Genomic DNA, 25,372 nt, shown 5'->3' with positions numbered 1-25,372 from the left:
TCTTAGTCCTCCTCGTCCCACACCGGGGTCATGTTCCGGGCAACTTGAATTTGGTCGTTGCTGACACCTGCGGGGACCATCGGCCACACCATGGAGTCGGGGCTGACCACGAAGTCGATCACCACGGGGCGGTCGTTGATGGCCAGCGCCGCTTCAATCGTGGCGTCAATGTCCTCGACGCGGTCACAGCGCAAGCCAACACAGTCATAAGCTTCGGCAAGTTTGACGAAGTCCGGGACCCTGATGGTGTCGTGCCCCGTGTTCAGGTCCGTGTTGGAGTAGCGGCTGTTGTAAAACAGCGTCTGCCATTGGCGCACCATGCCCAGTGAAGAGTTGTTGATGATGGCAACTTTGATGGGAATGTTGTTGATGCGGCAGGTGGCCAATTCCTGGTTTGTCATCTGGAAGCAGCCGTCGCCGTCGATGGCCCAGACCACTCGGTCAGGGTTGCCGACCTTGGCACCCATGGCTGCAGGCACCGAGTAGCCCATGGTTCCGGCGCCGCCGGAGTTGAGCCAGGAGCGGGGGCGCTCGTACTTGATGAACTGGGCGGCCCACATCTGGTGCTGCCCCACCCCTGCCGCATAAACCGCTTCAGGCCCTGTCAGGGCGCCGATGCGCGAGATGACGCGCTGCGGGGACATGAGACCGTCCTCAGGTTCGGTCCAGCCCAGCGGATAGGTGTCTCGCAGGTTGCCCAGGAACGCCCACCAGTCGCCGAGGTCAGGGGCGCCGTTGGCGTCAAATTCAGCCTTGACAGCGGCCGTGAGGTCCGGAATGATCTCCGCCAAGGAGCCCACGATCGGAACATCGGCCGTGCGGTTCTTGGAAATTTCGGCCGGATCAATGTCTGCGTGGATGACCTTTGCGTGCGGTGCAAAACTGCTGAGCACCCCTGTCACCCGGTCGTCGAAGCGCGCTCCCAAAGTGATGAGCAGATCGGATTGCTGCAGTGCTGTAACGGCCGAAACCGTCCCGTGCATGCCGGGCATGCCCACGTGCAGGTGGTGTGAATCAGGGAACGCTCCGCGGGCCATCAAGGTGGTGACAACGGGTATGCCCGTCAGCTCGGCGAGAACCATGAGCTTCGCCGAGGCATCGCACTTGATGACGCCGCCACCCACGTACAGCACGGGCTTGCTGGCGACGCGGATCAGGCGGGCCGCTTCGCGCAACTGCTTGGAATGGCCGCGGGAGACGGGGTGGTAGCCGGGCAGGTCGATGACCGGTGGCCAGGAGAACGTCATCGGGCCCACTTGGGCATCCTTTGACACGTCCACCAGCACGGGGCCGGGGCGTCCGGTGGAAGCCAGGTGGAAAGCTTCGGCCAAGACGCGCGGAATGTCGTTGGGGTCGGTGACAAGGTAGGAGTGCTTGGTAATGGGCATGGTGATGCCGACAATGTCGGCTTCCTGGAAGGCGTCCGTGCCGATGACGGCGCTGGAGACCTGGCCGGTAATGGCCACCAGCGGAACCGAGTCCATATGCGCATCCATGATGGCGGTGACCAGATTGGTGGCGCCTGGTCCGGAGGTGGCAATGCACACTCCAACTTCGCCCGTGACCTGCGCGTAGCCCTGCGCCGCATGCCCGGCTCCCTGCTCGTGGCGGACCAGGATGTGGTTGAGGTCGGAGGCCATGAGGGGGTCGTAGGTGGGAAGGATTGCACCACCGGGCAAACCGAAAATGTCCTTGACGCCAAGTTCTTCAAGCGACCGGACGAGGGCTTCGGAGCCGCTCATCTGCACGGGGGCCACAACATGGTTGGGACCGACGACGTCGGAGGCTTGGTTTCTGGTGCTCACGGCACCGGAGGCTGCGGTGCCGTGTGCACCCTGCCCGGAGGACTTGGCTGCCATCAGCGCTGGGCTGGCGGGCGTTCCTTTGCTCATCGGTTCTTCCTTTGGGGAACTCATGCTCTTGGGTAATTCTTCTGTAGTTTGCGTCTAATTCTGGGTGGTTCACGCAGTAATACGAGTCGCCGCTGGTGGTGGAAACAAAAAAACCCCTCGGCCCATGAGGCTCTCATCGAGGGGTATGCACGTGTGGTGACGTTCTCTCATCGAAAAAGTCACTGGGCCCATGACCATGGGTGCGGTCATTTCGTGTCACGCGCTAGCTAATGACGACTGGGAGCTTTATGTGCATAAGTGTAGTCTCCCGTTTTCCGCTCCGGAGTGTCAAACAGCCCATGGTCCTATCTCAGTATATGGATGGGTAGTCCACCCTATGGTCACCCTGCCTGGACGGCGCTCTCGCACCGTTCAGGCAGGGAAAACGCGGCCCATCAGTTGCAGTAGGCACCGGTGGAGGCACTGTTGACCAATTTCACATATTTTCCCAGAACTCCCGTGGTGAACTTGGCCGGCAACGGCTCCCAACCGACCTTGCGGGCTTCCAGCTCGGAGCCGTCCACCAGCAGGTCGAAGGTGCGCTGGGCGATGTCCACGCGAATTTTGTCCCCGTCCTTGACGAAGGCGATGGGACCGCCGTCCACCGCTTCGGGGGCCACGTGGCCGATGCACAGGCCCGTGGTGCCGCCCGAGAACCGGCCATCGGTGAGCAGCAGCACGTCCTTGCCCAGGCCGGCACCCTTGATGGCTCCGGTGATGGCGAGCATTTCGCGCATGCCCGGTCCGCCCTTGGGGCCCTCGTAGCGGATCACCACGACGTCGCCGGAGTGGATTTCGCCCTTGTCCAGGGCCTGCAAGGCGCCCTGCTCGCGTTCAAACACGCGCGCCGTGCCCTCAAAGACGTCAAGGTCGAAGCCGGCGCTCTTCACGACGGCGCCTTCCGGTGCCATCGTGCCGTGCAGGATGGTGATGCCGCCGGTCTTGTGGATCGGGTTGTCCAGCGCGCGCAGCACCTTGCCGTCGGGATCCGGCGGGTTGATCTCCGCCAGGTTCTCCGCAACGGTTTTGCCCGTGACGGTGAGGGCGTCCCCGTGGATGAGGCCGGCGTCGAGCAGTGCCTTCATGATGACCGGCACACCGCCGATCTTGTCCACGTCAAACATGACATAGCGCCCAAACGGCTTCAGATCTCCCAAGTGCGGAATCTTGTCCCCAATGCGGTTGAAGTCGTGAAGCGTCAGGTCCACCTGCGCCTCGCGAGCGATAGCCAACAGGTGCAGCACGGCGTTGGTGGAGCCACCAAAGGCCATGGTGACGGCGATGGCGTTCTCAAAGGCCTTCTTCGTCATGATGTCCCGGGCACGGATTCCCTTTTCCAGCAGGTGGACGACGGCCTCCCCGGACTTGCGCGCGTACATGTCACGACGGCGGTCGGCGCTGGGCGGGGCGGCCGAGCCGGGCAGCGACATGCCAAGCGCCTCACCGATGCAGGCCATGGTGTTGGCGGTGTACATGCCGCCGCAGGCGCCTTCGCCCGGACAAATGGCCCGCTCGATCGAGTCAAGGTCCTTCATGCTCATCTTGCCGGCGGCGCAGGCCCCCACGGCTTCGAAGGCGTCAATCAACGTGACTTCCTTCTCCGTGCCGTCCTCCATCTTGGCAAAGCCGGGCATGATCGAGCCGGCATAGAGGAAGACGCTGGCCAAGTTCAGCCGCGCGGCGGCCATCAGCATGCCCGGCAACGACTTGTCACAGCCGGCCAGCAGCACCGAGCCATCCAGCCGCTCAGCCATCATGACGGTTTCAACGGAGTCGGCAATGACCTCACGCGAGACAAGGGAAAAGTGCATTCCCTCGTGGCCCATGGAAATGCCGTCGGAGACCGAGATGGTACCGAACTGCATGGGGAAGCCGTCGGCGGCAAAGACGCCTTCCTTTGCTCCTTGGGCCAACCGGTTCAGGGAAAGGTTGCACGGGGTGATTTCATTCCAGGAACTTGCCACACCAATCTGTGGTTTGCGGAAATCGTCATCGCCCATCCCCACTGCGCGGAACATTCCGCGGGCCGGAGCGGCATGAATGCCGTCCGTGACGACCCGGCTGCGGGGTTTGATGTCCGGCTTGCCGTCGGTGGTGCGGACGACGTCGTCCGCTGCCGTATTTGGTTTGTTTGAATTAGTGTCCACGCTCATGCAGGCAGTCTACGACTGAAGCGTGACGCGAGCCACTGCCCCACGCCAAGAATCCGCGGAATTGCAAGGAACGCCCATCCCCCTGCTGTGATCTGAGACTCAAGAGTCATTTTCGATTTCACAGACTAGGGAAAAGGCCGTATAGTTTTATCCCGTTGCGGGGAACACTACGGACACAATCCGGAAGTGCTCAACAGCAGCCGTGTGATGCACCTCTAGCTCAATTGGCAGAGCAATTGACTCTTAATCAATGGGTTTCCGGTTCAAGTCCGGAGGGGTGCACAGTGAAAAACCGCTTCAATACCAGTAACAACCGGTATTGAAGCGGTTTTTTTATTGCCCGAAAAGATATGGGCAACTTCATCCACTTCGACTTCAGGAGTCCTTTCATGAGCGTTCGACTTGTTCCCGGCGATTCGGCCCCCGCATTCAGCCTGCCCAACACCGAGGGCGGCACCACCTCGCTGGCTGATTTCTCCGGCCGTCAGGTGATTGTCTACTTCTACCCCGCCGCCATGACCCCGGGCTGCGCCAAGCAGGCCTGCGACTTCCGCGACAATCTGGCCTCCCTGCAGGGTGCCGGCTACCAAGTAGTGGGCATCTCCCCGGACCCGGTGGCCAAACTGGAGAAGTTTGCGGCCCGGGACGAGCTCACTTTCCCCCTGCTCAGCGATGCCGACCACGCCGTGGCACTGGCGTATGGGGCATGGGGCGAAAAGAAGAACTATGGCAAGACGTATGAGGGCCTGATCCGCTCCACGCTGGTGTTGGATGAAGCCGGCAAGGTTTCCGTGGCCCAGTACAACGTGCGCGCCACAGGCCACGTGGCCAAGTTGCGTCGCGATCTGTTGCTCGACCCCGCCTAACACCCCCACCCGTCAGACGCCCCACCCTGCGGACGCCACCGGCGACTACACCCACAGTCTCCGCCGGGAACAACAAAGGACCCCCACTGAAATTCATCAGTGGGGGTCCTTTGTGTATGGGTTTATAGTGTGCGCAAGAGGGGACTTGAACCCCTACGCCCGAAGGCACAGGTACCTAAAACCTGCGTGTCTACCAATTCCACCACTCGCGCAATGCTCGTGAAGCATGAATCATACTATCTCCTGCAATCAGCACTTTCGACCATTCCCACGGACTGTGCTGCCGAGCCGTGCTGCTGGCACGCCACGGCGAGTGCCCAGATTCCCGCACTATGATTGGTGGCTGATGGAATGTCCACGCTGCGAGGAGAAACAACAACGTGACAAGCCCAGCCGGCCCCCTGCGAAAGGCGATGTGGCGCGCGGTGTCGTTGGCCGCCGTCGTTCTTCTGGCTTCAACAGCCTGCACGGCGGTTCCTTTGCCCGTTCCCGGCACCGCGGATCCATCGTCGGCACCACCGCCCTCCGCCACGTTCAACTTTGGCACCGGCTCCGAACCGATGGGCTTCGACCCTGCCCTTGTCGCCGACACGGAGTCCTACAGGGTCACGCGCCAGGTGCTTGAGGGACTTGTCACGATCGACCCCGTCACGGGTGCCCCAGCCCCCAGCCTGGCAACTTCCTGGACCGAGCTCGACGACGGACTGGGCTACCGTTTCGCGCTGCGCCCGAACGTGTTGTTCCATGACGGCACGGCTTTCGACGCCGAGGCCGTGTGCACAAATTTTCAACGCTGGTACACGTTTCCACCGAAGACACGCGGCGACGGCTCGGCCATCATGTTCAAGCAGGTCTTCCGTGGGTTCTCGGACGATTCCGACTACTCGATTTACAAGGGCTGCACAGTTGACGGTCCACTGAAAGTCACCCTGGACTTAAAAGTACGGCTGACCGGCTTCCTGCAGGCGCTCACTGCGCCGGCCTTCGCCATCTCCTCCCCCAAAGCGCTGCAGGCCGGAACCGCGAATATCCTTGACCGGGAGTTCTCGGGCAACAAGATCTCCCGCTACGCCGAACATCCCGTGGGCACGGGACCCTTCACGTTCACGGCTGCATCCCCCGGTGCGGTCACCATGAGCGCCTACCCGGAGTATTGGGGTGAAAAAGGCCAGATCAAGACGCTGAATTTCAAGACGTTTGAACAACCCGACACCAGATACGCTGCCTTGGACGACGGCTCGATTGACGGCTTCGACCCCGTCACCCCCGGCAACTTCGACAAGCTGGTCAAGAACGGCAACCAGGTTCTCCAACGCGACCCTTTCTCGGTGGTTTATCTGGGCATCAACCAAGCGGTCCCCGCGTTGGCCGATGAAAAGGTGCGCGAGGCCATTGCCGGAGCCGTCGACAAGTCCTCCCTTGTCAACAACTATTTCATCGCCGGCACGGCCACCACGGCCCAGTTCATCCCGCCCAAGCTCAGCGGGTTCAACAACGCCGTGGACGGAATCCCCTACGATCCGTCAAAATCCAAGGCCTTGCTGGCCGCCTCCAGCTACAAGGGCGAGGAGCTGAAGTTTTACTACCCCACCAATGCTGCACGACCGTACCTTCCGTCGCCGGAAAAGGTCTACGCCCAGATCGCCGCCCATCTCACGGCTGTGGGTTTCAACATCAAGCCCGTACCCATCCCCTGGAAGGAGGGCTATGTCCCGGCCGTCACGGGCAATGACGACCATGCGCTGAGCCTGCTGGGTTGGAATGGCAGCTACGCGGATCCCGACAACTTTGTGGGCCCGCTCTTCGGCTCCCCCAACTACCTGTTGGGAATGGACGACCCGCAATTGGTATCCAAGATCACCCGGGCCCGCAGCCTGCCGGACGGTCCGGACCGCGTGGCAGCCTACGAAGCGATCAGCAAACAGTTGGCCGTCACCGTCCCGGCAGTGCCCATCGCCTTCCCCATCTCAGCGCTGGCACTCTCAAGCCGGGTTGTTTCCTACCCGTTGAGCCCCGTCCTCAACGAGGTCTTCAACCATGTGAAGTTGACACCCGGGACGGGGTAAATCCTGTCCTTGCCGAGCGGGCGGCCGGTGACGGATTTACGCAAGCAGCACCTGCCGCGATACGCTTCTAGCGCCAGTAAGAGCCTCTACCGGAGTTGACTGTGACCTTCATCTCGAACACCAAAGACGCTGACGTTGTCCTCATCGGGGGCGGCATCATGAGCGCCACGCTGGGCACCATGCTTAAGCAACTCGAACCAACTTGGAAGATTGCGCTGTTCGAACAGCTTGATACTCCCGGCTTGGAATCCTCAAGCCCGTGGAACAACGCCGGCACCGGCCACTCCGCGCTTTGTGAGCTCAACTACACTCCCGTCGCGGCCGACGGTTCGATCAACCCGGCCAAGGCCATTGGCATCAACGAGCAGTTCCAGCTCTCACGCCAGTTCTGGGCGCACCTCGTGGACGAAGCCCACATTGGCTCACCCAAGGGTTTCATCAACACAGTTCCGCACATGAGCTTCGTCATTGGCGAGGAGAATCGCAAGTTCCTCAAGGCCCGTTACGAGGCGCTGAAGCCCAACCCCGTCTTTGCTTCCATGCAGTACAGCGAGGACCCTGCAACCATTGCCAAGTGGGCCCCACTTGTCATGAAGGGCCGCGACCCGAAGGAAGTGGTGGCGGCAACGTACGCGGAGGAAGGCACCGACGTCGACTTCGGCGCCCTGACCCGTGAGCTGATGGGCTACATGGGCAAGAACGGCGTCGAAGTGAACTACGGCACCACCGTCACCGACGTCGCTCGAACCACGGACGGTGCGTGGGATGTTTCACTCAAGCACCCGAAGTCCGGTGAGCGCACCAAAATCAAGGCAAAGTTCGTGTTTGTCGGCAGCGGCGGCGGCGCCCTGCACCTGGTCCAACGCTCGGGCATTCCTGAAGGCAAGGGCTTTGGCGGTTTCCCCGTCTCCGGCCAGTTCTTCCGCTGCACCGACCAGTTGATCGCATCCCAGCACACTACCAAGGTGTACGGCCAGGCGTCGGTGGGTGCACCGCCCATGTCCGTGCCACACCTTGACACCCGCTACGTAGACGGCGAGCGTTCCCTGCTGTTCGGCCCGTACGGCGGCTTCTCCACCAAGTACCTCAAAAACGGCAGTTACATGGACCTGCCCGGTTCCATCCGTGCCAACAACATCATTCCGATGCTGGCTGTGGGCAAGGACAACCTTGACCTGGTGAAGTATCTGGTGGGCGAGGTGACAAAGTCCCGCGGCGGCAAGGTTCATGCCCTGAACGAGTACTTCCCCGAGGCCGACGGCAAGGACTGGGAACTGATCACCGCAGGCCAGCGCGTGCAGATCATCAAGAAGGATGCCAAGAAAGGCGGCATCCTGCAGTTCGGCACCGAAGTCATCACGGCAGCCGACGGCACCATCTCCGCCCTGCTGGGCGCCTCCCCCGGAGCCTCCACGGCTGTGCCCATCATGATCGAGCTGTTGCAGCGTTGTTTCCCGCGCCAGTTCAAGATGGAATGGCAGGCCTCCCTGCGCGCGATGATGCCCACCTATGGGACCAAGTTGAACGACAACGCGGAACTCTTCCAAAAGACGCTGGCCTCAACGGCCGCCTCACTGCAGCTGGACTAGGCAATCAGCTGGGGCGATCAGCTGAAGCCGACAGCCAAATTGGACCAGCAGCTAAAGTAGGGCAAGCAAGTTTCTCCCGGTGCCGGACTGGGACGGCATAACGCAGTGGGAGTGTGTTGATGTTTAATTTGGCCAAAATGTCCTTGGCGAACAGGGCGCTGATTGCCTTGATCACGGTTTTTGCGCTGGTGTTTGGCGTCATCACCCTGGGCTCGCTCAAGCAGGAACTCATTCCCAGCATTGAATTCCCGCAGATCACGGTTGTCTCGGCCATGCCGGGCGCGTCCCCGGCCGTGGTGGACAAACAGGTCAGCGAACCTCTCGAAGCTGCGCTGAACGCGGTGGAGGGACTGGAATCCAGCACCTCCACCTCCCGCAGCGGCGTCTCGACCATCAATCTGTCGTTCGAATATGGCACCAACCTCGACCGTGCCCGGAACCAGATTGACCGTGCCATCTCCAATGTCAGCCAGCGGCTCCCCTCCGACGTCCAGCCCCAGCCCATTGCCGGCAGCATCGACGACTTCCCGATAGTGTTCCTGGCCGTCTCCTCCGACCAGAACCTGGCAGCGCTGAACACCGACCTGCAGCGCATTGCCGTCCCTGCGCTCATGAAGGTCAACGGCGTCCGCAGCGCAGACGTGAGCGGCGCCAACTCCCAGCACATCGCCATCCTGCCCGATCCAACCAAGATGGCCGCCGCAGGTGTCACCGCCGGTTCCATCACCGCGGCCCTGTCCAACAACGGCACCCTTGTCCCCATCGGTTCCCTCGACACCGGCCAACTGACGCTCCCCATCCAGGCGGGCAGCCCCGTCGACTCGCTCGACGCCGTGAAGGCCCTCCCGCTGGAGAGCAAACCGGGTCCCGGCGCACAGGCTCCCGTCAGCGCACCCACCATCGCCGACGTGGCCAGCGTGGCCCTGGCCGACGACCCCACCACTTCCATCACACGCACCAACGGCAAGCCAACACTGGCGCTTTCCATCACGAAGAAACCGGCCGCAGACACTGTCACGGTGTCGCAGGAAGTCGCCGCTGCACTGCCGGGAATCGCCGCTTCGCTGGGCAACAACACCACTTTCACCACGGTCCTTGACCAGGCACCCTTCATTGAAAAGTCCATCCACGACCTCACGGTGGAGGGCCTGCTGGGACTGGGGTTCGCCGTCGTCGTCATCTTGATCTTCCTCATGTCGGTGCGCTCCACTCTCGTCACCGCGATCTCGATCCCGCTGTCGCTGCTCGTCACGTTCATCGGGCTGTGGGCTACGGGCTATTCGCTGAACATCCTCACGCTCGGCGCGCTGACCATCGCGATTGGGCGGGTGGTGGACGACTCCATTGTGGTGATCGAGAACATCAAGCGGCACATGAGCTACGGGGAAGACAAAAAGATTGCGATTCTGGCCGCGGTCAAGGAAGTTGCCTCGGCCATCACCGCCTCGACGCTGACCACCGTGGCCGTGTTCCTGCCCATCGCCTTTGTGGGCAGCCTGGCCGGTGAACTGTTCCGGCCGTTCGCGCTCACTGTCACGTTCGCGCTGCTCGCCTCGCTGCTGGTTTCCCTCACGATCGTGCCCGTGCTGGCGTTCTGGTTCCTGAAGTCCACCGCTGCCACGGACGACGCCGGAACCGCCTTGGGTGGCCAGGCGCTGCTGAGTGCCGTGGAAGAGAAGGAACGGGCATCGTGGCTGCAGCGCGGCTACCTGCCGATCCTGGCCAAGACGCAAAAGCACCCGGTGGTGACACTGCTGGCCGGTGGCATCATCCTGGCTGCCACTTTGGCCATGACCCCGCTGCTGCCCACCAACCTGCTGGGCGACACGGGACAGAACAGTGTCACGGTCCAGCAGGATCTGCCTGCCGGGACAAGCCTTGCCGTCACGGATGAGGCCGCCACCAAGGTCGAAAAGGTACTGCGCGACATTTCCGGCGTCACGGAGGTCCAAGTCACAGTGGGCAATGCCTCCGGCGGCTTCTCGGCGCTGCTTTCCTCGGGCGCATCGAGCGCCCAATTCCAAGTCATCACCGATCCCGATGCCGATCAGGTGCAGCTGCGGGACACCATCCTGACCGCGGTAGAGGGCGTCAAGGACGCCGGAGTGGTCAGCCTGGCGTCACAAGGCGGGGGCTTGGGAATGTCAAACACTGTGGACATCACCGTCAAGGCAACTACTGGCGAGGAACTGCAGGCAGCCAGCGATGTTCTGGTAAAGGCCATGACCGGGCTCCCCGGGACGCAGTCGGTGCAAAGCAACCTCAGCGGCACCCAGCCGGTTGTCCAGGTCACCGTCGATCGGGCCAAGGCCGTTGCCGCCGGCCTCGACGAGGAACAAATCACAGGGCTCCTGGCCGCGACCGTCAGCCCCATCCCGGGCGGCACGGTGCGCATCGACACCACCGACTACAAAGTGCAGATCGGCGCCGGTACCCAGTTTGATTCGGTCGAGGCCCTGGCCGCCGCGCAGATCCCCACCGCCGACGGCCCCGTTGCCTTATCCGCTGTCGCCACTGTTGCAGAGGTCCAGGCGCCCCTGACAATCACCTCTTCCAATGCCCAGCGCACTGCCACCATTTCGGTGACACCCGAAGGGGACGCGCTCGGCTCGGTCAGCAGTGAGGTGCAAAAGAAGCTGGATGAAACCACACTGCCGGAAGGTGTCATTGCCAGCATTGGCGGCGCTGCAACACAGCAGCAGGAATCATTTGCCCAGCTCGGTCTGGCCATGCTGGCGGCCATTGCCATTGTATACGTGATCATGGTGGCGACGTTCAAGTCGCTCATCCAACCCTTGATCCTCCTGGTCTCCATCCCCTTTGCCGCCACCGGGGCCATTGGCTTGCTGCTCATCACCGGGGTCCCGCTGGGCTTGCCGTCGCTGATTGGGATGCTGATGCTCGTGGGCATCGTGGTCACGAATGCCATTGTGCTCATTGACTTGATCAACCAGTACAGGCAGCCCGCCGGGGACAGACCGGCCATGAACGTGGCCGACGCCATCGAGCACGGCGCCCGGCAACGCCTGCGGCCCATCCTCATGACGGCCTTGGCCACCATCTTTGCGCTGACGCCCATGGCCCTGGGCGTGACGGGCGGCGGCGGATTCATCTCCCAGCCGCTGGCCATTGTGGTGGTGGGCGGCCTGGTGTCCTCCACCGCGCTGACGCTGATCCTGGTTCCCGTGCTGTACCGCCTTGTGGAAGGACGCAAGGAACGCCACGATCTCATCAAGGCGCTCAAGGTGCGCCACTCCCCCGCCGGCGGTCCCGCCGGTCCTGCCGGTTCCACCCACGCCGGCAAAACTGCCTGGGTTGCCGGCTCAGATGCTGCTGAACCAGGCCCTGCCGGATCAAGTACTGCCGGCTCAAGTGCACAGTTCCAGGACTGGACCACCGGGGCCATCCCGAAGGTGCGGGGCCGCCGCGCCGCCGAGTAGGCGAATCCCGCACACACAAACGCTGATTCTGAGCACATACGCACCTTGTCCGCTTTTACGGTTGTCACAAACTCCCCTTTTGCAGACAAGGTGCGTATTTGCGTTTCGGCACCTGTTCCCGCGCGCTCCGCTGTGACCTTATGACGCGTTTGCTGCCGTCCGGGGGAAGTTCTACTGCGGAAGCGTCGGTCCAAAAGCCAGCTTGGGAACAAAGTACAAGGCGACGGCGGCCACCAGAGCCGTCACTCCACAGATGGTCCACACCAGCATGTAGCCCTCGAGCGGTGCCGCTGTGTTTCCAGCCCCGGCCGTGATCGAGCCCAGCGCCTGTCCGGCCAGCGCAATGCCAAACACGGCCGAAGCAAAGGCTCCGCCAACCGTCTTGGTGGCATTTGTCAGCCCGGTGGCCATGCCTGTCTGGGTCAGGGGTGCAGCCGCCGCGGCAGCCGCCGGCAGGGCCGCCACCAGCGCACCGCTGCCAATACCGGCTATGCCCATGTTGAGCAGCACCTGGCCCATGGAATCGTGGAACGGGAGGAACAAGAGGTAACCAACCGCGACGAAGAGAGCCGCGCCCATCAAGGTGATTCTCGGCGTCGTCCATTTCGTCACGAGTGGGTAGAGCAGCGCGCCCACCAGCAGGCCCAGCACGTACACGCCGATCAGGATCGAGACCAGGCCTGAGCTGACGCCGAGGCCGTAGCCCACTTCGTCCGGGCTGGTGCGGGCGAACGTGGACAGCGGTGCTTGGGCGCCGAGGACGGAGACGCCGAACAGGAACGCCGTCAGTTGGATCGGCCACATGCTGGGCTGGCGCAGGAGGCGGATGTCGATCAGCGGGTCCTTGTGGCCCAGTTCGTAGCGCGTGAACGGGACCAGCGCGGCAATGCCAAGCACGACGGCGGCCCATGCCCACCAGGTGCCCGGGCCGTTGATGCGCATGAAGGTCAGTCCGGCCGTGATTAGCAACAGGCCCGTGGACAACAGATACAGGCCGCCAAGGTCCATGCGGCCGCCGGTGCGGCTTTCGGACTCGGGGACACCGAAAAAGATCACGAAGAAGCACAGCGTGACGGCGATGGCCGGGATCATCAGGGTCAGCCAAAGCTGGTTGGGCAGTGCGCCACCAATAAAACCGCCGGCCAAGGCACCGACGATCACACCGAATTCCAGGCCTGCCACCAGGATGCCGGCCGACTTGCGGGTCAGGGCTGCGCCGTCGGCGCGGTGGTGGGAACGGCTGTATATCAGGGCGATTTCCAAAGGCAGCCACACAACATAGAAGCCTTGGAGCGCCCAAGCCAAAAGGAAGAGCCAAAAGTTCGGGGCAAAGGCGACGCCCCAGGAAACCGCTGCCGTCAGGGCCGTGGAGAGCAGCAGAACTTTCCGGTGGCCGAGCATGTCGCCCATTTTGGCCAGCACCGGCACAACCAATGCACTGACCATGAGCTGGGCGGCTTCAAACCAGTTGACGTCGGCGTCGTGGATACCCAGGAACCGGGCAATGTCTGTAAGGAGCGGTGTGTAATAGCCTTGGAGGATCCCGCTGGTCAGTTCCACCAGCACCAGAAAACCCACGATGGCGGTGGCAGTGGGGGCGCTCCTGAGAGACCCTCCAGCCATGCCGCGTTGCAATGGCGCCATTGTTCTCCCCAACAGTCGCTGTGAGATGCACTACGTGTCCTGGAAAGAATCATAACTGCAGCCGGTTTCAAGCCGCGGGTGCACGGACGGGAACATGGCGGGGAACTTAGTGGTTGAACCGTATATTAGATACAAACGCATTTATTTTGCGTTGATCACGCGGGCTTGAGGAGCAGGGCATGCAGTTCGGAATTTTCAGTGTTGGCGACATCACCATGGATCCCACCACCGGGGGAACACCCACCGAGCACCAGCGATTGAAGGCCATCACGACGATCGCCAAGCACGCCGAGGACGTAGGCATGGATGTGTTTGCCACGGGTGAGCACCACAACCCGCCGTTCTACCCCAGCTCGCCTACGACCATTTTGGCGTACATTGCTGCGCAGACCGAGAAACTCATTCTCTCCACGAGCACCACGCTGATCACGACGAACGATCCAGTGAAGATCGCCGAGGACTTCGCCACCTTGCAGCATCTGGCCGAAGGGCGCGTGGATTTGGTGCTGGGCCGCGGCAACATGGGTGCCGTGTACCCGTGGTTCGGCAAGAACAACAACGACTCCGTGGAGTTGACGGTTGAAAGCTATTCACTGCTGCGTCGGCTCTGGGACGAGGAAGTGGTGAACTGGGAGGGCAAGTTCCGCACTCCGCTGCGCGGCTTCACATCCACGCCCAGACCGCTCGACGGCGTCGCCCCCTTTGTCTGGCACGGTGCTATCCGCACACCCCAGGTCGCCGAGATCGCAGCCTATTATGGCGACGGCTTCTTTGCCAACAACATTTTCTGGCCGAAGGAGCACTACCAGCAGCTGATCGGCCTGTACCGTGAGCGCTACGCACACTACGGCCACGGCAGCGCCGAACAAGCCATCGTGGGCCTTGGTGGACAATTCTTCATCCGCAAGAATTCGCAGGACGCCGTCAATGAATTCCGCCCGTACTTCGACAATGCACCCGTTTACGGACACGGCCCGTCTTTGGAAGACTTCACGTCGCAGACGCCGCTGACCGTGGGCAGTCCAGCGGAGATGATCGAGAAGACGCTCACCTTCCGGGACTACTTTGGCGACTACCAACGCCAGCTCTTCCTTGTTGACCATGCTGGCCTGCCACTGAAGACTGTCTTGGAACAACTTGATCTTTTTGGCTCCGACGTCCTGCCCACACTGCGTCAGGAGTTCGCGGCAAACCGTCCTGCCGATATCCCCGACGCACCCACCTTCGAAGCCCGGCGGGAGGCCGCCCGAGCCGCCGCCGCAGTGGACCATCAAGCCGCCACAACCACAGGGAACAACTAACATGTCAACAGCTGCACACCGCCGCCTGACCACCGATGCGTGGGAGTCCCTCCTGCGTTCGCAAGTCGCCGTAATGCGGGAACTTCAACGGGAACCCTTCTTCAAGGAGCTGGGCGGCAGCGAGTACGACGTGCTCTACAACCTTTCCAGATGCCCCAGCGGATGGCTGCGCCTCAACGAGCTCTACGACAATGTGCTCTTGACCCAACCAAGCATTTCGCGCATGGTCGACAGGCTGGAATCGCGAGGTCTCATCCAGCGCAAAACTCCCGAAAATGATCGACGCGGCGTGCTTATCGGCCTGACCGCCGAAGGCGTCGCCCTGCAAAAAAAGGTGGGCAGGGAGCATGTCCGCAAGATCATGGAGCTGATGGAAGCTGCCCTGACGGACGAAGAGATGGCGACACTGTTGGAACTGACGGACAAGCTGCGTGCATCGGTGGCTGGTCACTAGGAATGCGCTGATCCAAGAAAGCCCGGCCTACCGAAGCCTGGCCTACGGAAGCCAAGTCCAAGCAAGTCACCATGGGTTTGGGTTGTTGGTTGGTTTTTTGGGGAGGCCGTGGTGGTAGTGGTTGCGGCGGGGTGTTTGTTGGGGGTCCAGGAGGTAGGGGGCGGTGTAGTGGGGTGTGCCGTGGATGAGGGTGGCGTTCCAGTTGCTGTTGTGGAGCAGGGTGTGGTGGTGGCTGCAGAGCAGGCAGGCGTTGTCGATGTTGGTTTCCCCGCCTTCTTGCCAGGGAAGGATGTGGTGGGCTTCGGTCCAGGGTGCTAGTGCGGTGCAGTCCGGGAAGGAACATCCCAGGTCGCGGGCGAAGAGTATTTTGCGTTGGGCCGGGGTGAAGAGTCGTTGGGTGCGGCCGACGTTGAGGATTTCGTTGCCTTCACCCAGTGCCATGGTGGTGATGTCGGGGTCGCAGAGGGATTGGCTGAAGAGGTTCAGGGGCATGGGCCCGTTGTAGGTGGTGAACGCTGTGCCGAGGCCGTCGCGGCGATCGAGGTCGCTTTGGGTGGTGGTGATAATGAGCTGGGTTTTCAGCCCGCCGTTCAGGGGCAGCTTGCCGGTGCGGGCGGCCAGGGAAACGCAGTCCAGCAGCCCGTCGAGGAGTTTTTGGGCCCGGGTGCGGTCATCTTTGACCACCGGGTCGGTGCTCAGCGGATCCATCTGCTCCAGGCCATCAAGGATTTCACCGCTGCCGGGGAAGGGAATCCGGACCCCGTTGACTACTCGCGGCCCCTCGCCGGGCTCCTGCAACGGGTGGTCACCGACTTCGGGAGCATCGACTTCGTGATTATCGAGCTCCTGCTCCCGGTCAGCAGGCACGTCCGGCGCTGGGTCTGGTGCCGGGTCCGGGGCTGGGGCTGGTGGTTGGGGTGGTGTGGGAGTGGTGGCCCAAATGTCGAAGTCGGTATTCTCGCCCCGCGGTTCCCAACCCTTCGTGTGGTCCCAGGCAGCCGGGAGCCAGAACCATTGTTCGCCTTCGAAGACCGGGGCTAAAGCTTCCGGTGGAGCGTTGGGCGGCCGGGGTGGAATCTCCCACGTTTCCAGGCGGCGGCGCCATCCGGTCGTCACATCAATTCTTCCCGCACCGGAACCGCCTTCTCCCGCCCCGGATCTACCTTCTCCAGTACTGGATCCGGCGTGTTCGGTGCTGAACCCGGCCTGTTCGGCACTGGGGCCGGAGCCTCCGGTGTCCGGGACGTTTCCCGCGCCTCTGGCAGCTTCCTCAGCGCTCAGGTGGGTCTGGGCAGTAGCGGTGCCGTTGCCGTTGACCGAGCCGTTGCCTGCGCCAGCATCGCTGCCGAAGTCGTTGCTGGGGGTGGGGGTGGTGAAGAGCCCGAACAGTCCTTGGACTTGATCGCACAAGGAATCCTGCCCGGGAATACCACCTTCGGCGTTGCCCTGGTCGCTGGTGCCGGCACACTCCCCAGCCTCACCAGGCCCAGAACACCCACCGTACCCGTCCGGATACTCATGCCTGTCGGTGCCGTGCCCGTCTGGATTGTCGGGATTCACATGATTGTCGGGATTGTCGGGATTGTCTGGGTTATCGGGGGTGATGGTGTTGATGTCTTTGTGTTTGTTCGGGTTCGTTGCTGTGCCGATGGCGACCATGAGTTGTTCGTGTTGGGCGATGGTCATGTGTCCATCGAAATGAATCAGTCCACGCCTGGGCTTGCGGAAGAAGAGTCCTTGCTTGGCGAGCAAGTCCCCGCGGCTGGGCTGGTGTCCGTCGGGATCGAGGTGGCTGATGATCCGGTTCCCGAGCTGACGGATGAAATCCGGGCTTTCATCCCTGCCCGCTTCCACCAACGTCTCCTGGACGTCCTGGGCAACTTCCTCAGTGGTCTGGCCGTTGTGGGCCAGGTCTTGGGCTTCAGCAACGAAGCCCGAGACCAGCAACGCCATTTCCTGGGATACCGCACCGGTGAAGAACGCGTCTCCCAGAACCGGTTGCGCGACCGGGGCAACCTCACCAGTTAGCCCATCGGCGACCGGCAACACTGCCCGGGCCAGACGCAACCGCCGATAAGCTTCACCCGCGCTGAGGTGAAGGGACTGGACCAGCATGTCCACGGGGCTGCGAACCCCGGAACTGGCATATCGCCCCGCTTCGACCCGCTGCGCCAACTCCCCAGCGATCTGCACGCCCAGGGCCTGGCCGAGATGGGCCAAGTCCTCCAAGTCCCGCGCCCACTGCACACATTCTGCATCACCGAGCACCGCGACATCCATATCCAAAGGAACCCCCACAGAACCACCACTGGCAGAGGAACCACCACTGGCAGTGGAACCACCATTGGCGGTTGACCCGTCACTGGCGGCATTGACCAGGGCGCGGGCGAGATTCAGGAGCTGGTGTACGTGATCACCAACCCGCGGGTTCCCTGAAGAGGAGACCGGATTGCCCGGCGTCCTTGCCGTTGTTACCATATTTCTATTCTAGAAGAAGGCACTGACATTCACTGGACGGGAACAACGAAAGTACACAACCAGCCCCCGGTCCCGCCCTGTGCAGGAAACAACACCACGCGGAGTTGATGGAAGTTGCCCTGACTGCTGAAACATACGGATGCTGTCGGTGCCGACTGGCAAGCTGCGAGCCGAGGGTCGGCTGCCCGTATCAACTAGGAGTTCAGCCCAGGCCCAACAGCAATTCCCGGTAAAAAACAACACCCGACCCGAGCGAGCTGATGCGGACGCGTTCATTGACAGCATGCAGGCTGCCTCGGTCGGACACGTCCATCAGGAGCGGGGAGAAGCGATAGACGGCGGGACAGATGGCCGTGAAATGTCGTGAGTCCGTGGCACCGGTCTGGATGTACGGCGTCACCACCGCTTCAGGATACGATGCCGCCACTGCGCGGGAGAGGCTGGCAAATTGCTCATTCCCAAATGACGAAACAGGCGATGGACCATGGCCTGAGCGAACCCTCAGCTGAACCAGGGGATCGTCAATGATGTCGCGCACCCGCTCCACCACCGATTCCACGCTCTCCCCCACTGCAATGCGGATGTTGGCATTGGCTCGCGCGGTGGAAGCAAGGACGTTCGACGCCTTGCTTCCCTCCAACATGGTCACGGCGACCGTGGTGCGGGTCAGCGCCCGGGTCTCATCGCCAAGCACACCGAACACGTGGGTGAGCAGCCCCTTGAAGGCCCACATGTTCTCCGTCACGAGCCGCAGCCCAAAACCACTGTTCATCCCAATGCGGCGCGTCATCTCCACGATGGCCTCCGGCATCGACGCGGGGAACGGGGTCTCCTCCAGCGCCACAATGGCTTGGGCCAGCCTCGCCGTCGCGCCCATGCGCGGCGGCGTGGAAGCATGTCCGCCAGCACTGTGGGTAAGCAGTTCCAGATCCAAACCACCCTTTTCGGCCACACCAATGACCGCGGCTGGAACATCCAGCCCCGGAAAGGCTTCCAAGGCCACTGCTCCGCCCTCGTCCAGCACCATCCACGGCCTGACCCCGTTGCCGGCCAACAGCCCTGCAGCCGTGGCGGCACTGTCGCCGGCCGTTTCCTCGTTGTTGCCAAATGAAAGGTAGACGTCGTGGGCCGGGGAAAAACCCTCCTTCAGCAGCGATTCAACGGCCGACATGATGACCACCAAGGCTCCCTTGTCATCCAACGCGCCCCGTCCCCACACGTACCCGCCTTCCTGGTGCCCGGAAAAGCCGGGGTGCGTCCAGTTGTCGCGCGTGTCTACGGGGACGACGTCGTAGTGGGCCATCAGCACGATGGGCCGGGCTTCGGCGTCGGGTCCGGTGCCGGCCCATTTGAACAGCAGCGCGTGGCCGTTGACAAACTTCCGTTCCAGGGTCTGGTGCACGGCCGGATAAAGCCGTGCCAGGGCGTCGACGAATTCTGTGAACTGGTCCAGCTCGATCCTGTCCCGCGCCTGCGAAAACACTGTGCGGTAGCCAATGAGTTCGCTGAGCCGGTCCGCGGCGGGCTGGGCATGCTCGGCGCCCACGCCGGCCGGGTGCGCAGCCGCATCGACGGCACCCGCCTGAGTGCCAGCTCCCGCACGGTAGGCGCGCGCCCCCATGACGGCTGCGGCACCGGCAGCACCCACTGCCAGTGCTGCCGCAAGTGCGCGGTTGATGGGCTTCGCTGGTCCTAAAGGCATGTCAGGGAGTCTATGCCACGGGACTGTGAGCTCCCCCACGGCTGCCCCGGCACTCGAAACACATGGGAGGTAGGATGTCCTCATGACTGATGCACCGTACCGCTTGGCCCGTGTCCGCCCCTTTGACGCCGCGCAGGGCCCACTGCCCGAGCAATTCTTCGTTCGCAACGACGCCATTGACTTCGACAGCCCCGAAGGACGCTTGTGGCAGCTCGTCGAAACGCCGTTCCCAGCGTCATTCGCCAACCAAAACAGCGCCTTCAGGGACGCCTGGACCCTTGGGGCGACCGTCGCCGAGGAACAGTTCAGCTTCCTGGCCCCCTGCGCCCCCGTCAACGTTTTCGGCATGGCACACAACACCGGCGCCCCGGGCCGAGCACTCCCACCGCAGGCATTTCACAAGGCCGCAAGCTCCGTCATTGGCCCCGGAGAAGCCATCATCCTCGGCCCCGACACCGGCCACGTCGACCCCGAAGCCGAACTGACAGCCATCATCGGCCACCCCGCCCGGAATCTCACGCTGGAAAACGCCCGCGACGCCGTCCTGGGCTTCACCATTGGCAACGACGTCTCCGACCGCGACGCGCAAAAGTCCGACGAACTGTGGATTAGCGCCAAAAGTCCCGACACCTTCACCCCGCTCGGCCCGTGGATCGTCGTCGGCCTCAAGGACGACGGCGTGCCCATCAGCATCGTTCACAACGGCACCGAGCTGTCCCCCGCCACAAGCGACGACAACGGTTGGGGCGTGGATGAAGTCCTGGTGTATCTGAGCAGTTTCATGACCCTGCAGCCCGGGGACGCGATTCTCACCGGATTCCCGGCCGAGTGCCGCCAAATCACGGCAGGCGACGAGGTTGCGTGCCGCATCGGCGGCATTGGCGAACTGCGCAACCCCGTGGTTGCCGGCCCATAGCAACGCCGCCGCACCTTTTGCCATCGGCGGTGGCAGCGGCAGGCGGGGATACAGCCACGGGTGTCTGCAAAAACTCACAGCCGATGCCCATGGCGTTTTTTGGGTGTTGTGATCAACAGGTGGCAGGATTGGTTACCTATGGCAACAGCAGCACCCCCGGAGTCATCGTCCGCGGCCCGCGCTTCCAGCGCAGCGGGCCATGGTCCCCTTGCCCTGCCCGCACGGTGGCTGGGCCGCCACCCCGTGCTTGCTTCCCAACTGCGCGGATTCGCTGTTGTCGCCGTCATTTGCACCGTCATTTCCATGGCCATTTTCGCCAGCCTGCGCCCATTGACTGGAACCCAGTGGGCCAATGCCATTTCTTTGATCTTGTGTTCGGTGCTCAACACTGAGCTTAACCGCAGGATGAGTTTTGGCATCCGGGGCAGGCACCTTTGGTGGCGGGACCAGCGGCGCGGGCTCTGGGTCATGCTGCTTGCCCTGGCCATGACCAGCGGCAGCCTCGTCCTCCTGCACCAAGTATTGCCCGACGCTTCGATCACGCTTGAACTCCTTGTCATTGTGCTGGGCAATGTGGCATCGGCGGTCACCCGTTTCCTGCTGCTGCGTTACTGGATCTTTCGGCGCCTGCGACGCGGCAGCACGCCCGTTCCGGGGCATTGATCCGCACCCTCCACCGCGAAGATGAGAAGATTGTCATCTTCGCCTCATGTTCACGGAGGCCTTAATGGGACAGGGTGGAAGCATGCACGTCCCGCGTTTCATCATCCTCTCGTTCTTGGGCCTCCTGCTGGCAGGCACTCTACTTGCGACTGCACTTTTAGCCTCCACTACCGAACCTGAATTGGGTGACTCGATAGTTGTTACCCCGTTGATCGTCCCGGGCACCGCACCGCAGGCCACCAGCTCAGCGATCCCCTCACCCAAGCCGCAAAACACGAACTCTCCGTCCAGCTCCCAAGAAGCCCCCGCCAGCGTCGAACCGGGGGCCGTGCCAGTCCCCGCCTGCGTTATTGCCGTCGGGTCCGACGACTGTGTTGACGAGGTCGACGGCGCTGACGACTCAGACGATGGCGACGACGACGACGGCGTTGTAGGCAATGAGTAAGGGCGGCTACCCCGGGCTGAGTGCGCGGGGACGCATCATCGGTGCCATGGTGGTGTTGTTGGCGGCCGCCTTCAGCGCCTCCCTCATGTGGTCGGCGCAAGTACTTTCATCCAAGACCGACGCCATGGTCGCCGACCGGCTGACGCACGCCGCCGCCAGCTTCCGCGCCTTTTCCCTCTCCCCATCCGGCCGCTATCAACATACCGTGGATGAATTGTTGACCCGCTACATGCAGGACACCGCCACCTACCCGATGGAAACGCAATTCTCCCTTTTGGACGGTGCACCCCACCGACGCACTCCGGGTGAGCCTGCGGTTCGGCTGGATTTGGACCAGGAATTCCTCGCCCGGCTGAGTGGCCAGGACGCCCCGACACACGGCACGTTGCAAACGGCAATGGGTGAGGCCGCCTACGCCGCCATTCCAGTGCAGGTTCTGGGAGATCCGCATTCGGGCATGCTGGTCTACATCCAATTCCGCAGTGCCTTGTCGCAACCGCTGTACAGCTCGCTGGGAATTTTCGCCGGCGCGAGCGCACTGGCGGTGGTGGGGGCCGCGTTGGCCGCATGGTTCATCGCGGGCCGGGTGCTCTCTCCCGTCCGGCTGGTGCGGGAGACGGCCGATTCCATCACCGAGACGGACCTGCGCCGCAGGATCGAAGTAGTTGGCCGCGATGACGTGGCCGCACTGGCCAGCACATTCAACCGCATGCTGGACCGATTGGAAACCGCCTTCACCACCCAGCAGCATTTTGTCGACGACGCCGGACACGAACTGCGCACCCCCATCACCGTGGTGCGCGGCCATCTGGAAATGATGGGGGACTCCCCAGAGGAACGCAGCGAGACCATAGCGCTGGTTACGGACGAGCTGGACAGGATGAGCAGGATCGTCAACGACCTGTTGCTGCTGGCAAAAGCCGAACAGCCGGACTTTATTGTTCGCGATGAAGTGGACGTCATGGACCTGCTCGTGGATACCTTGGCAAAGGCGCGGATGCTGGGCCCACACCATTGGGTCATTGACGAGCTGGCCGAAGGTCCAGTGCTGGCGGACGGGCAACGGCTGACCCAAGCGCTCATGCAGCTGGCCACGAATGCCGTCTCCCACACCCCACCAACAGGGACCATTGGGATGGGTTCGCGCATCCTGTCGGACTCGCTGGTGCTGTGGGTCCGCGACACCGGCGCCGGCATGACCGGGATCGAGCAGGAGGGCATCTTTGAGCGATTTCGCCGTGGAGCTGGACGCCGCACCTCCCCCGGCGCCGGGCTGGGGCTGACCATTGTAAAATCCATTGTGGACGCGCACGGTGGCCAGGTGCGGGTGCAAAGTATCAAGGGTGCCGGCAGCACCTTTGAACTTTCGCTGCCACTGTTGCGTCCGGAAGGCCCGGAGGAATCCGACGAATCATGATGACAGCCAAGCGCCAGGAAGGCCCACAGTGAACCGCATTCTGATTGTCGAAGACGAGGAGCGCATCGCCACTTTCGTGCAGAAGGGCCTGAACAGCAAGGGCTTTGTCACCAAGGTAGTCGGCGACGGCCAATCGGCCTACCACGAAGCCTCCTCCCGGCTGCACGACTTGCTCATCCTGGACATCGGGCTGCCGGACATGGACGGGCTGACGGTGCTCCACCGACTGCGGGAGGAACGGGTGTCCATCCCTGTGATCATCCTCTCCGCGCGCAGCTCCGTCAGCGACAAGGTCGCAGGACTGGTCGGTGGCGCCGACGACTACCTGCCCAAACCCTTCGCCTTTGAAGAATTGCTTGCGCGGGTGAGGCTGCGTCTGCGCGGACATGTGTTGGAAGATCAGAGCGGCCTCAAGGCCGGCGGTCTCATCCTTGATCTGCGCACCCGCAGGGCCCTGGTGGATGGCGTGGCCAAGGACCTCAGCGCCCGCGAATTCGCTCTTGCCGAGACCCTGTGCCGCCACCGGGACCAGGTGCTGTCCCGGGAGCAGCTTCTCTCCCAAGTCTGGGGCTTTGACTTTGACCCGGGCTCCAACGTGGTCGATGTCTACATCAGATATTTGCGCAAGAAGCTCGGGGCTGAACGGATCGAGACGGTCCGCGGCATGGGGTACCGGATGCGCACCGACTAAGCCAGATGAGAGGGCTCTCATGTGCGTCTCCTTTTCGTCTCATATCGGTGCGAAAGAATGAACTCAAGCAAACATCACTTGAATCATAAGGAGAACCATGTTAGCCCTCTGGGTGGCATTGGCCGCAAACTTGATCTGCATCGTCACGCTTGTCTACGCCGTGTATTTCCCCCGCTACCACCGGCGCGACTTGGCACTGGCCTACATTTGCCTGAACGTGGGCATCATGATGGTGACCATTCTGCTCACCAGCAGCCCAGCCGCCGTGGGCCTGGGCTTGGGGCTCTTTGGTGTCCTGTCCATCATCCGGCTTCGCTCGGACACCCTCACCCAAGGCGAAATTGGCTACTACTTTGCCGCCCTGGTCCTGGGTCTGCTCAACGGACTGCACCCGGACCCGGCATGGCTGGCCCCGGTCCTCTCCGTGGTCCTTGTCGCCACTTTGTACGTTGCAGACCACCCGAAAATTTCCCCGAGCACCCGCCGCCAGACCATCACCTTGGACCGCGGCTATGCCAACGAGGCAGAACTGAAGCAGGCTCTGGAAACACTGCTGGGCGCCAGGGTCATGCGCATTGAAGTTGTTGCCCTGGACATGGTCCGCGACCTGACCATCGCCGACGTTCGCTACAAGGCCTTCTCGACCAAACGCGCCGGCAAGTCCCGGCACACCCTCGCCGCGGACCAGCAGGATTCGGTCGGCTCCCTCATTGCCGCACCCCATCCTGGCACCGCACCCCACTCTGATAACGCACCGGCGTACCCGCCGGCACCGGTTGAGGCCTCATACAACTACAGCGGAACGCGCTCATGAAAACGCACCCGCGGGTCGCTTTCCAGAGTTGCGCGGATGTGCTGGGCAGCCAGTTGGCGAACCGTGGGCCGATCAGCCTGGCGGAAGTCAATGAGGAGGCAGCCCTGCAGCGCCGAGTTGACAAGAAGTTCCTGCTGACCGCCGCCGAACTGGCTGCGCTGATCGATCGGCTCGATGACGACTTTCGAGTCATGGACATCGACGGCCGCCGCGTCTTCGGCTACAGCTCCACCTACTTTGACACCCCGGACTTTGACCAGTTTCGCGCCCACCGGCAGGGACGCCGTCGCCGTTACAAGGTGCGCAGCCGCACCTACCTCGACTCCGGATTGTGCATGTTTGAGACCAAGCTCAAGGGCTCGCGCGGGGAGACGGACAAACACCGCATCCGCTACCCGTTGGAGGACCGGAACCGGATGAACACCGACGCCCGCGACTTCCTGGCCGAGCTGTTGGACACCCAGTATGGGATTCCGATGCCGGAGCTGGAGCCGGTCATGGCGATCGACTACCGCCGCGGCACCCTCGTCAACCCCACCAGCCAGGAACGCCTCACCCTCGACGTGCAGTTGCTGTGCCGGGACCGCAGCCAGGAAGTGGCCGGCCCCAACTTGGTGGTGGTGGAAACCAAGTCCGCCGACGGCCGTGGCGTGGCGGACAGGGTCCTGGCCGAAATGGGCATTCGAGAGGTGAGCATGAGCAAATACTGCGTGGGCATTGCCATGCTGCACCCGCAGCTGCCGGCCAACCGTTGGAGCAGGCTGCTGCGGGAGAACTTCTCGTGGCAGCGCGAAGGCGCCCCCGGCCATCTCGGAACACAGGCCCTCGCCGCCTGAGTCCT

At 62.6% G+C, this 25,372-nt stretch carries 18 protein-coding genes and 2 tRNA genes; 14 read left to right on the top strand and 6 right to left on the bottom strand.

Annotated elements, in window-relative coordinates; all coding sequences use genetic code 11:
* Nucleotides 1-2: 2 nt before the first annotated feature.
* The gene (locus QMG25_RS07840; RefSeq protein ID WP_283458954.1) at nt 3-1,892 is read right to left on the bottom strand and encodes an acetolactate synthase large subunit; all 1,890 of its coding nucleotides are present in this window, start codon (nt 1,890-1,892) and stop codon (nt 3-5) included.
* Nucleotides 1,893-2,287: 395 nt separating this feature from the next.
* Nucleotides 2,288-4,045, bottom strand: coding sequence for a dihydroxy-acid dehydratase (ilvD, locus tag QMG25_RS07835; RefSeq protein ID WP_283458952.1), 1,758 nt, complete (start codon nt 4,043-4,045; stop codon nt 2,288-2,290).
* A gap of 209 nt (nt 4,046-4,254) precedes the next feature.
* Between ilvD and QMG25_RS07830 the strand changes: the two genes are divergently transcribed.
* A tRNA-Lys gene (locus tag QMG25_RS07830) sits at nt 4,255-4,327 on the top strand.
* Between the two features lie 107 nt (nt 4,328-4,434).
* Nucleotides 4,435-4,911 (top strand): thioredoxin-dependent thiol peroxidase, encoded by a 477-nt coding sequence (gene bcp / locus QMG25_RS07825; protein ID WP_283458950.1) that lies wholly within the window; start codon nt 4,435-4,437, stop codon nt 4,909-4,911.
* Between the two features lie 130 nt (nt 4,912-5,041).
* Here the strand turns inward: bcp and QMG25_RS07820 are convergent.
* Nucleotides 5,042-5,123: transfer RNA gene (locus QMG25_RS07820), tRNA-Leu, on the bottom strand.
* 168 nt (nt 5,124-5,291) lie between these two features.
* Between QMG25_RS07820 and QMG25_RS07815 the strand changes: the two genes are divergently transcribed.
* From QMG25_RS07815 to QMG25_RS07805, 3 genes are all read left to right on the top strand, one after another.
* Entirely contained in the window at nt 5,292-6,977 is a 1,686-nt protein-coding gene (locus tag QMG25_RS07815) for an ABC transporter substrate-binding protein (RefSeq protein WP_349307118.1), read from the top strand.
* Between the two features lie 101 nt (nt 6,978-7,078).
* Entirely contained in the window at nt 7,079-8,566 is a 1,488-nt protein-coding gene (locus tag QMG25_RS07810) for a malate:quinone oxidoreductase (RefSeq protein WP_283458947.1), read from the top strand.
* Between the two features lie 119 nt (nt 8,567-8,685).
* The gene (locus tag QMG25_RS07805) at nt 8,686-12,006 is read left to right on the top strand and encodes an efflux RND transporter permease subunit (protein ID WP_283458945.1); all 3,321 of its coding nucleotides are present in this window, start codon (nt 8,686-8,688) and stop codon (nt 12,004-12,006) included.
* Between the two features lie 171 nt (nt 12,007-12,177).
* Here QMG25_RS07805 and QMG25_RS07800 read toward each other — a convergent pair whose 3' ends face one another.
* Nucleotides 12,178-13,650 (bottom strand): MFS transporter, encoded by a 1,473-nt coding sequence (locus tag QMG25_RS07800; protein ID WP_502866366.1) that lies wholly within the window; start codon nt 13,648-13,650, stop codon nt 12,178-12,180.
* A 179-nt stretch (nt 13,651-13,829) separates the two neighbouring features.
* Here QMG25_RS07800 and QMG25_RS07795 point away from each other — a divergent pair, with 179 nt between their 5' ends.
* Nucleotides 13,830-14,951, top strand: a complete 1,122-nt coding sequence (locus QMG25_RS07795; RefSeq protein ID WP_283458943.1) for a CE1758 family FMN-dependent luciferase-like monooxygenase — start codon at nt 13,830-13,832, stop codon at nt 14,949-14,951.
* A 1-nt stretch (nt 14,952) separates the two neighbouring features.
* Nucleotides 14,953-15,405, top strand: a complete 453-nt coding sequence (locus tag QMG25_RS07790; protein WP_283458941.1) for a MarR family winged helix-turn-helix transcriptional regulator — start codon at nt 14,953-14,955, stop codon at nt 15,403-15,405.
* A gap of 66 nt (nt 15,406-15,471) precedes the next feature.
* Here the strand turns inward: QMG25_RS07790 and QMG25_RS07785 are convergent, their stop codons facing one another.
* On the bottom strand, nt 15,472-17,883 hold the full coding sequence (locus tag QMG25_RS07785; protein ID WP_283458940.1) for an HNH endonuclease signature motif containing protein: 2,412 nt from the start codon (nt 17,881-17,883) through the stop codon (nt 15,472-15,474).
* A gap of 202 nt (nt 17,884-18,085) precedes the next feature.
* Nucleotides 18,086-19,585 carry a M20/M25/M40 family metallo-hydrolase gene (locus QMG25_RS07780; RefSeq protein WP_283458939.1) on the bottom strand — a complete coding sequence of 500 codons (1,500 nt, stop codon included), beginning with the start codon at nt 19,583-19,585 and terminating at the stop codon, nt 18,086-18,088.
* 82 nt (nt 19,586-19,667) lie between these two features.
* Here QMG25_RS07780 and QMG25_RS07775 point away from each other — a divergent pair, with 82 nt between their 5' ends.
* The 7 genes from QMG25_RS07775 (at nt 19,668) to QMG25_RS07745 (ending at nt 25,367) form a co-directional block, all read left to right on the top strand.
* On the top strand, nt 19,668-20,501 hold the full coding sequence (locus QMG25_RS07775) for a fumarylacetoacetate hydrolase family protein (protein ID WP_283458938.1): 834 nt from the start codon (nt 19,668-19,670) through the stop codon (nt 20,499-20,501).
* 138 nt (nt 20,502-20,639) lie between these two features.
* Complete coding sequence (locus QMG25_RS07770) at nt 20,640-21,164, top strand: GtrA family protein (protein WP_283458936.1); 525 nt, start codon at nt 20,640-20,642, stop codon at nt 21,162-21,164.
* A gap of 82 nt (nt 21,165-21,246) precedes the next feature.
* Nucleotides 21,247-21,609, top strand: a complete 363-nt coding sequence (locus tag QMG25_RS07765) for a hypothetical protein (RefSeq protein WP_283458934.1) — start codon at nt 21,247-21,249, stop codon at nt 21,607-21,609.
* A complete protein-coding gene (locus QMG25_RS07760; RefSeq protein ID WP_283458932.1) occupies nt 21,602-23,026 on the top strand; it encodes a sensor histidine kinase in 1,425 nt (474 codons plus the stop codon). Before QMG25_RS07765 ends, QMG25_RS07760 begins: the two co-directional genes overlap by 8 nt.
* 28 nt (nt 23,027-23,054) lie before the next feature.
* Entirely contained in the window at nt 23,055-23,717 is a 663-nt protein-coding gene (locus tag QMG25_RS07755; RefSeq protein WP_283458931.1) for a response regulator transcription factor, read from the top strand.
* A 97-nt stretch (nt 23,718-23,814) separates the two neighbouring features.
* Complete coding sequence (locus tag QMG25_RS07750) at nt 23,815-24,531, top strand: DUF4956 domain-containing protein (RefSeq protein ID WP_283458930.1); 717 nt, start codon at nt 23,815-23,817, stop codon at nt 24,529-24,531.
* On the top strand, nt 24,528-25,367 hold the full coding sequence (locus QMG25_RS07745; protein WP_283458928.1) for a VTC domain-containing protein: 840 nt from the start codon (nt 24,528-24,530) through the stop codon (nt 25,365-25,367). The genes QMG25_RS07750 and QMG25_RS07745 overlap by 4 nt, the downstream gene beginning before the upstream one ends.
* The last annotated feature ends 5 nt before the right edge of the window (nt 25,368-25,372 follow it).

This window comes from Arthrobacter sp. H35-D1 (genome assembly GCF_030063185.1).
GTDB lineage: Bacteria > Actinomycetota > Actinomycetes > Actinomycetales > Micrococcaceae > Specibacter.
The sequence above is the reverse complement of the archived record's forward strand: the minus strand, read 5'-3'. Positions and strand labels throughout refer to the sequence as shown.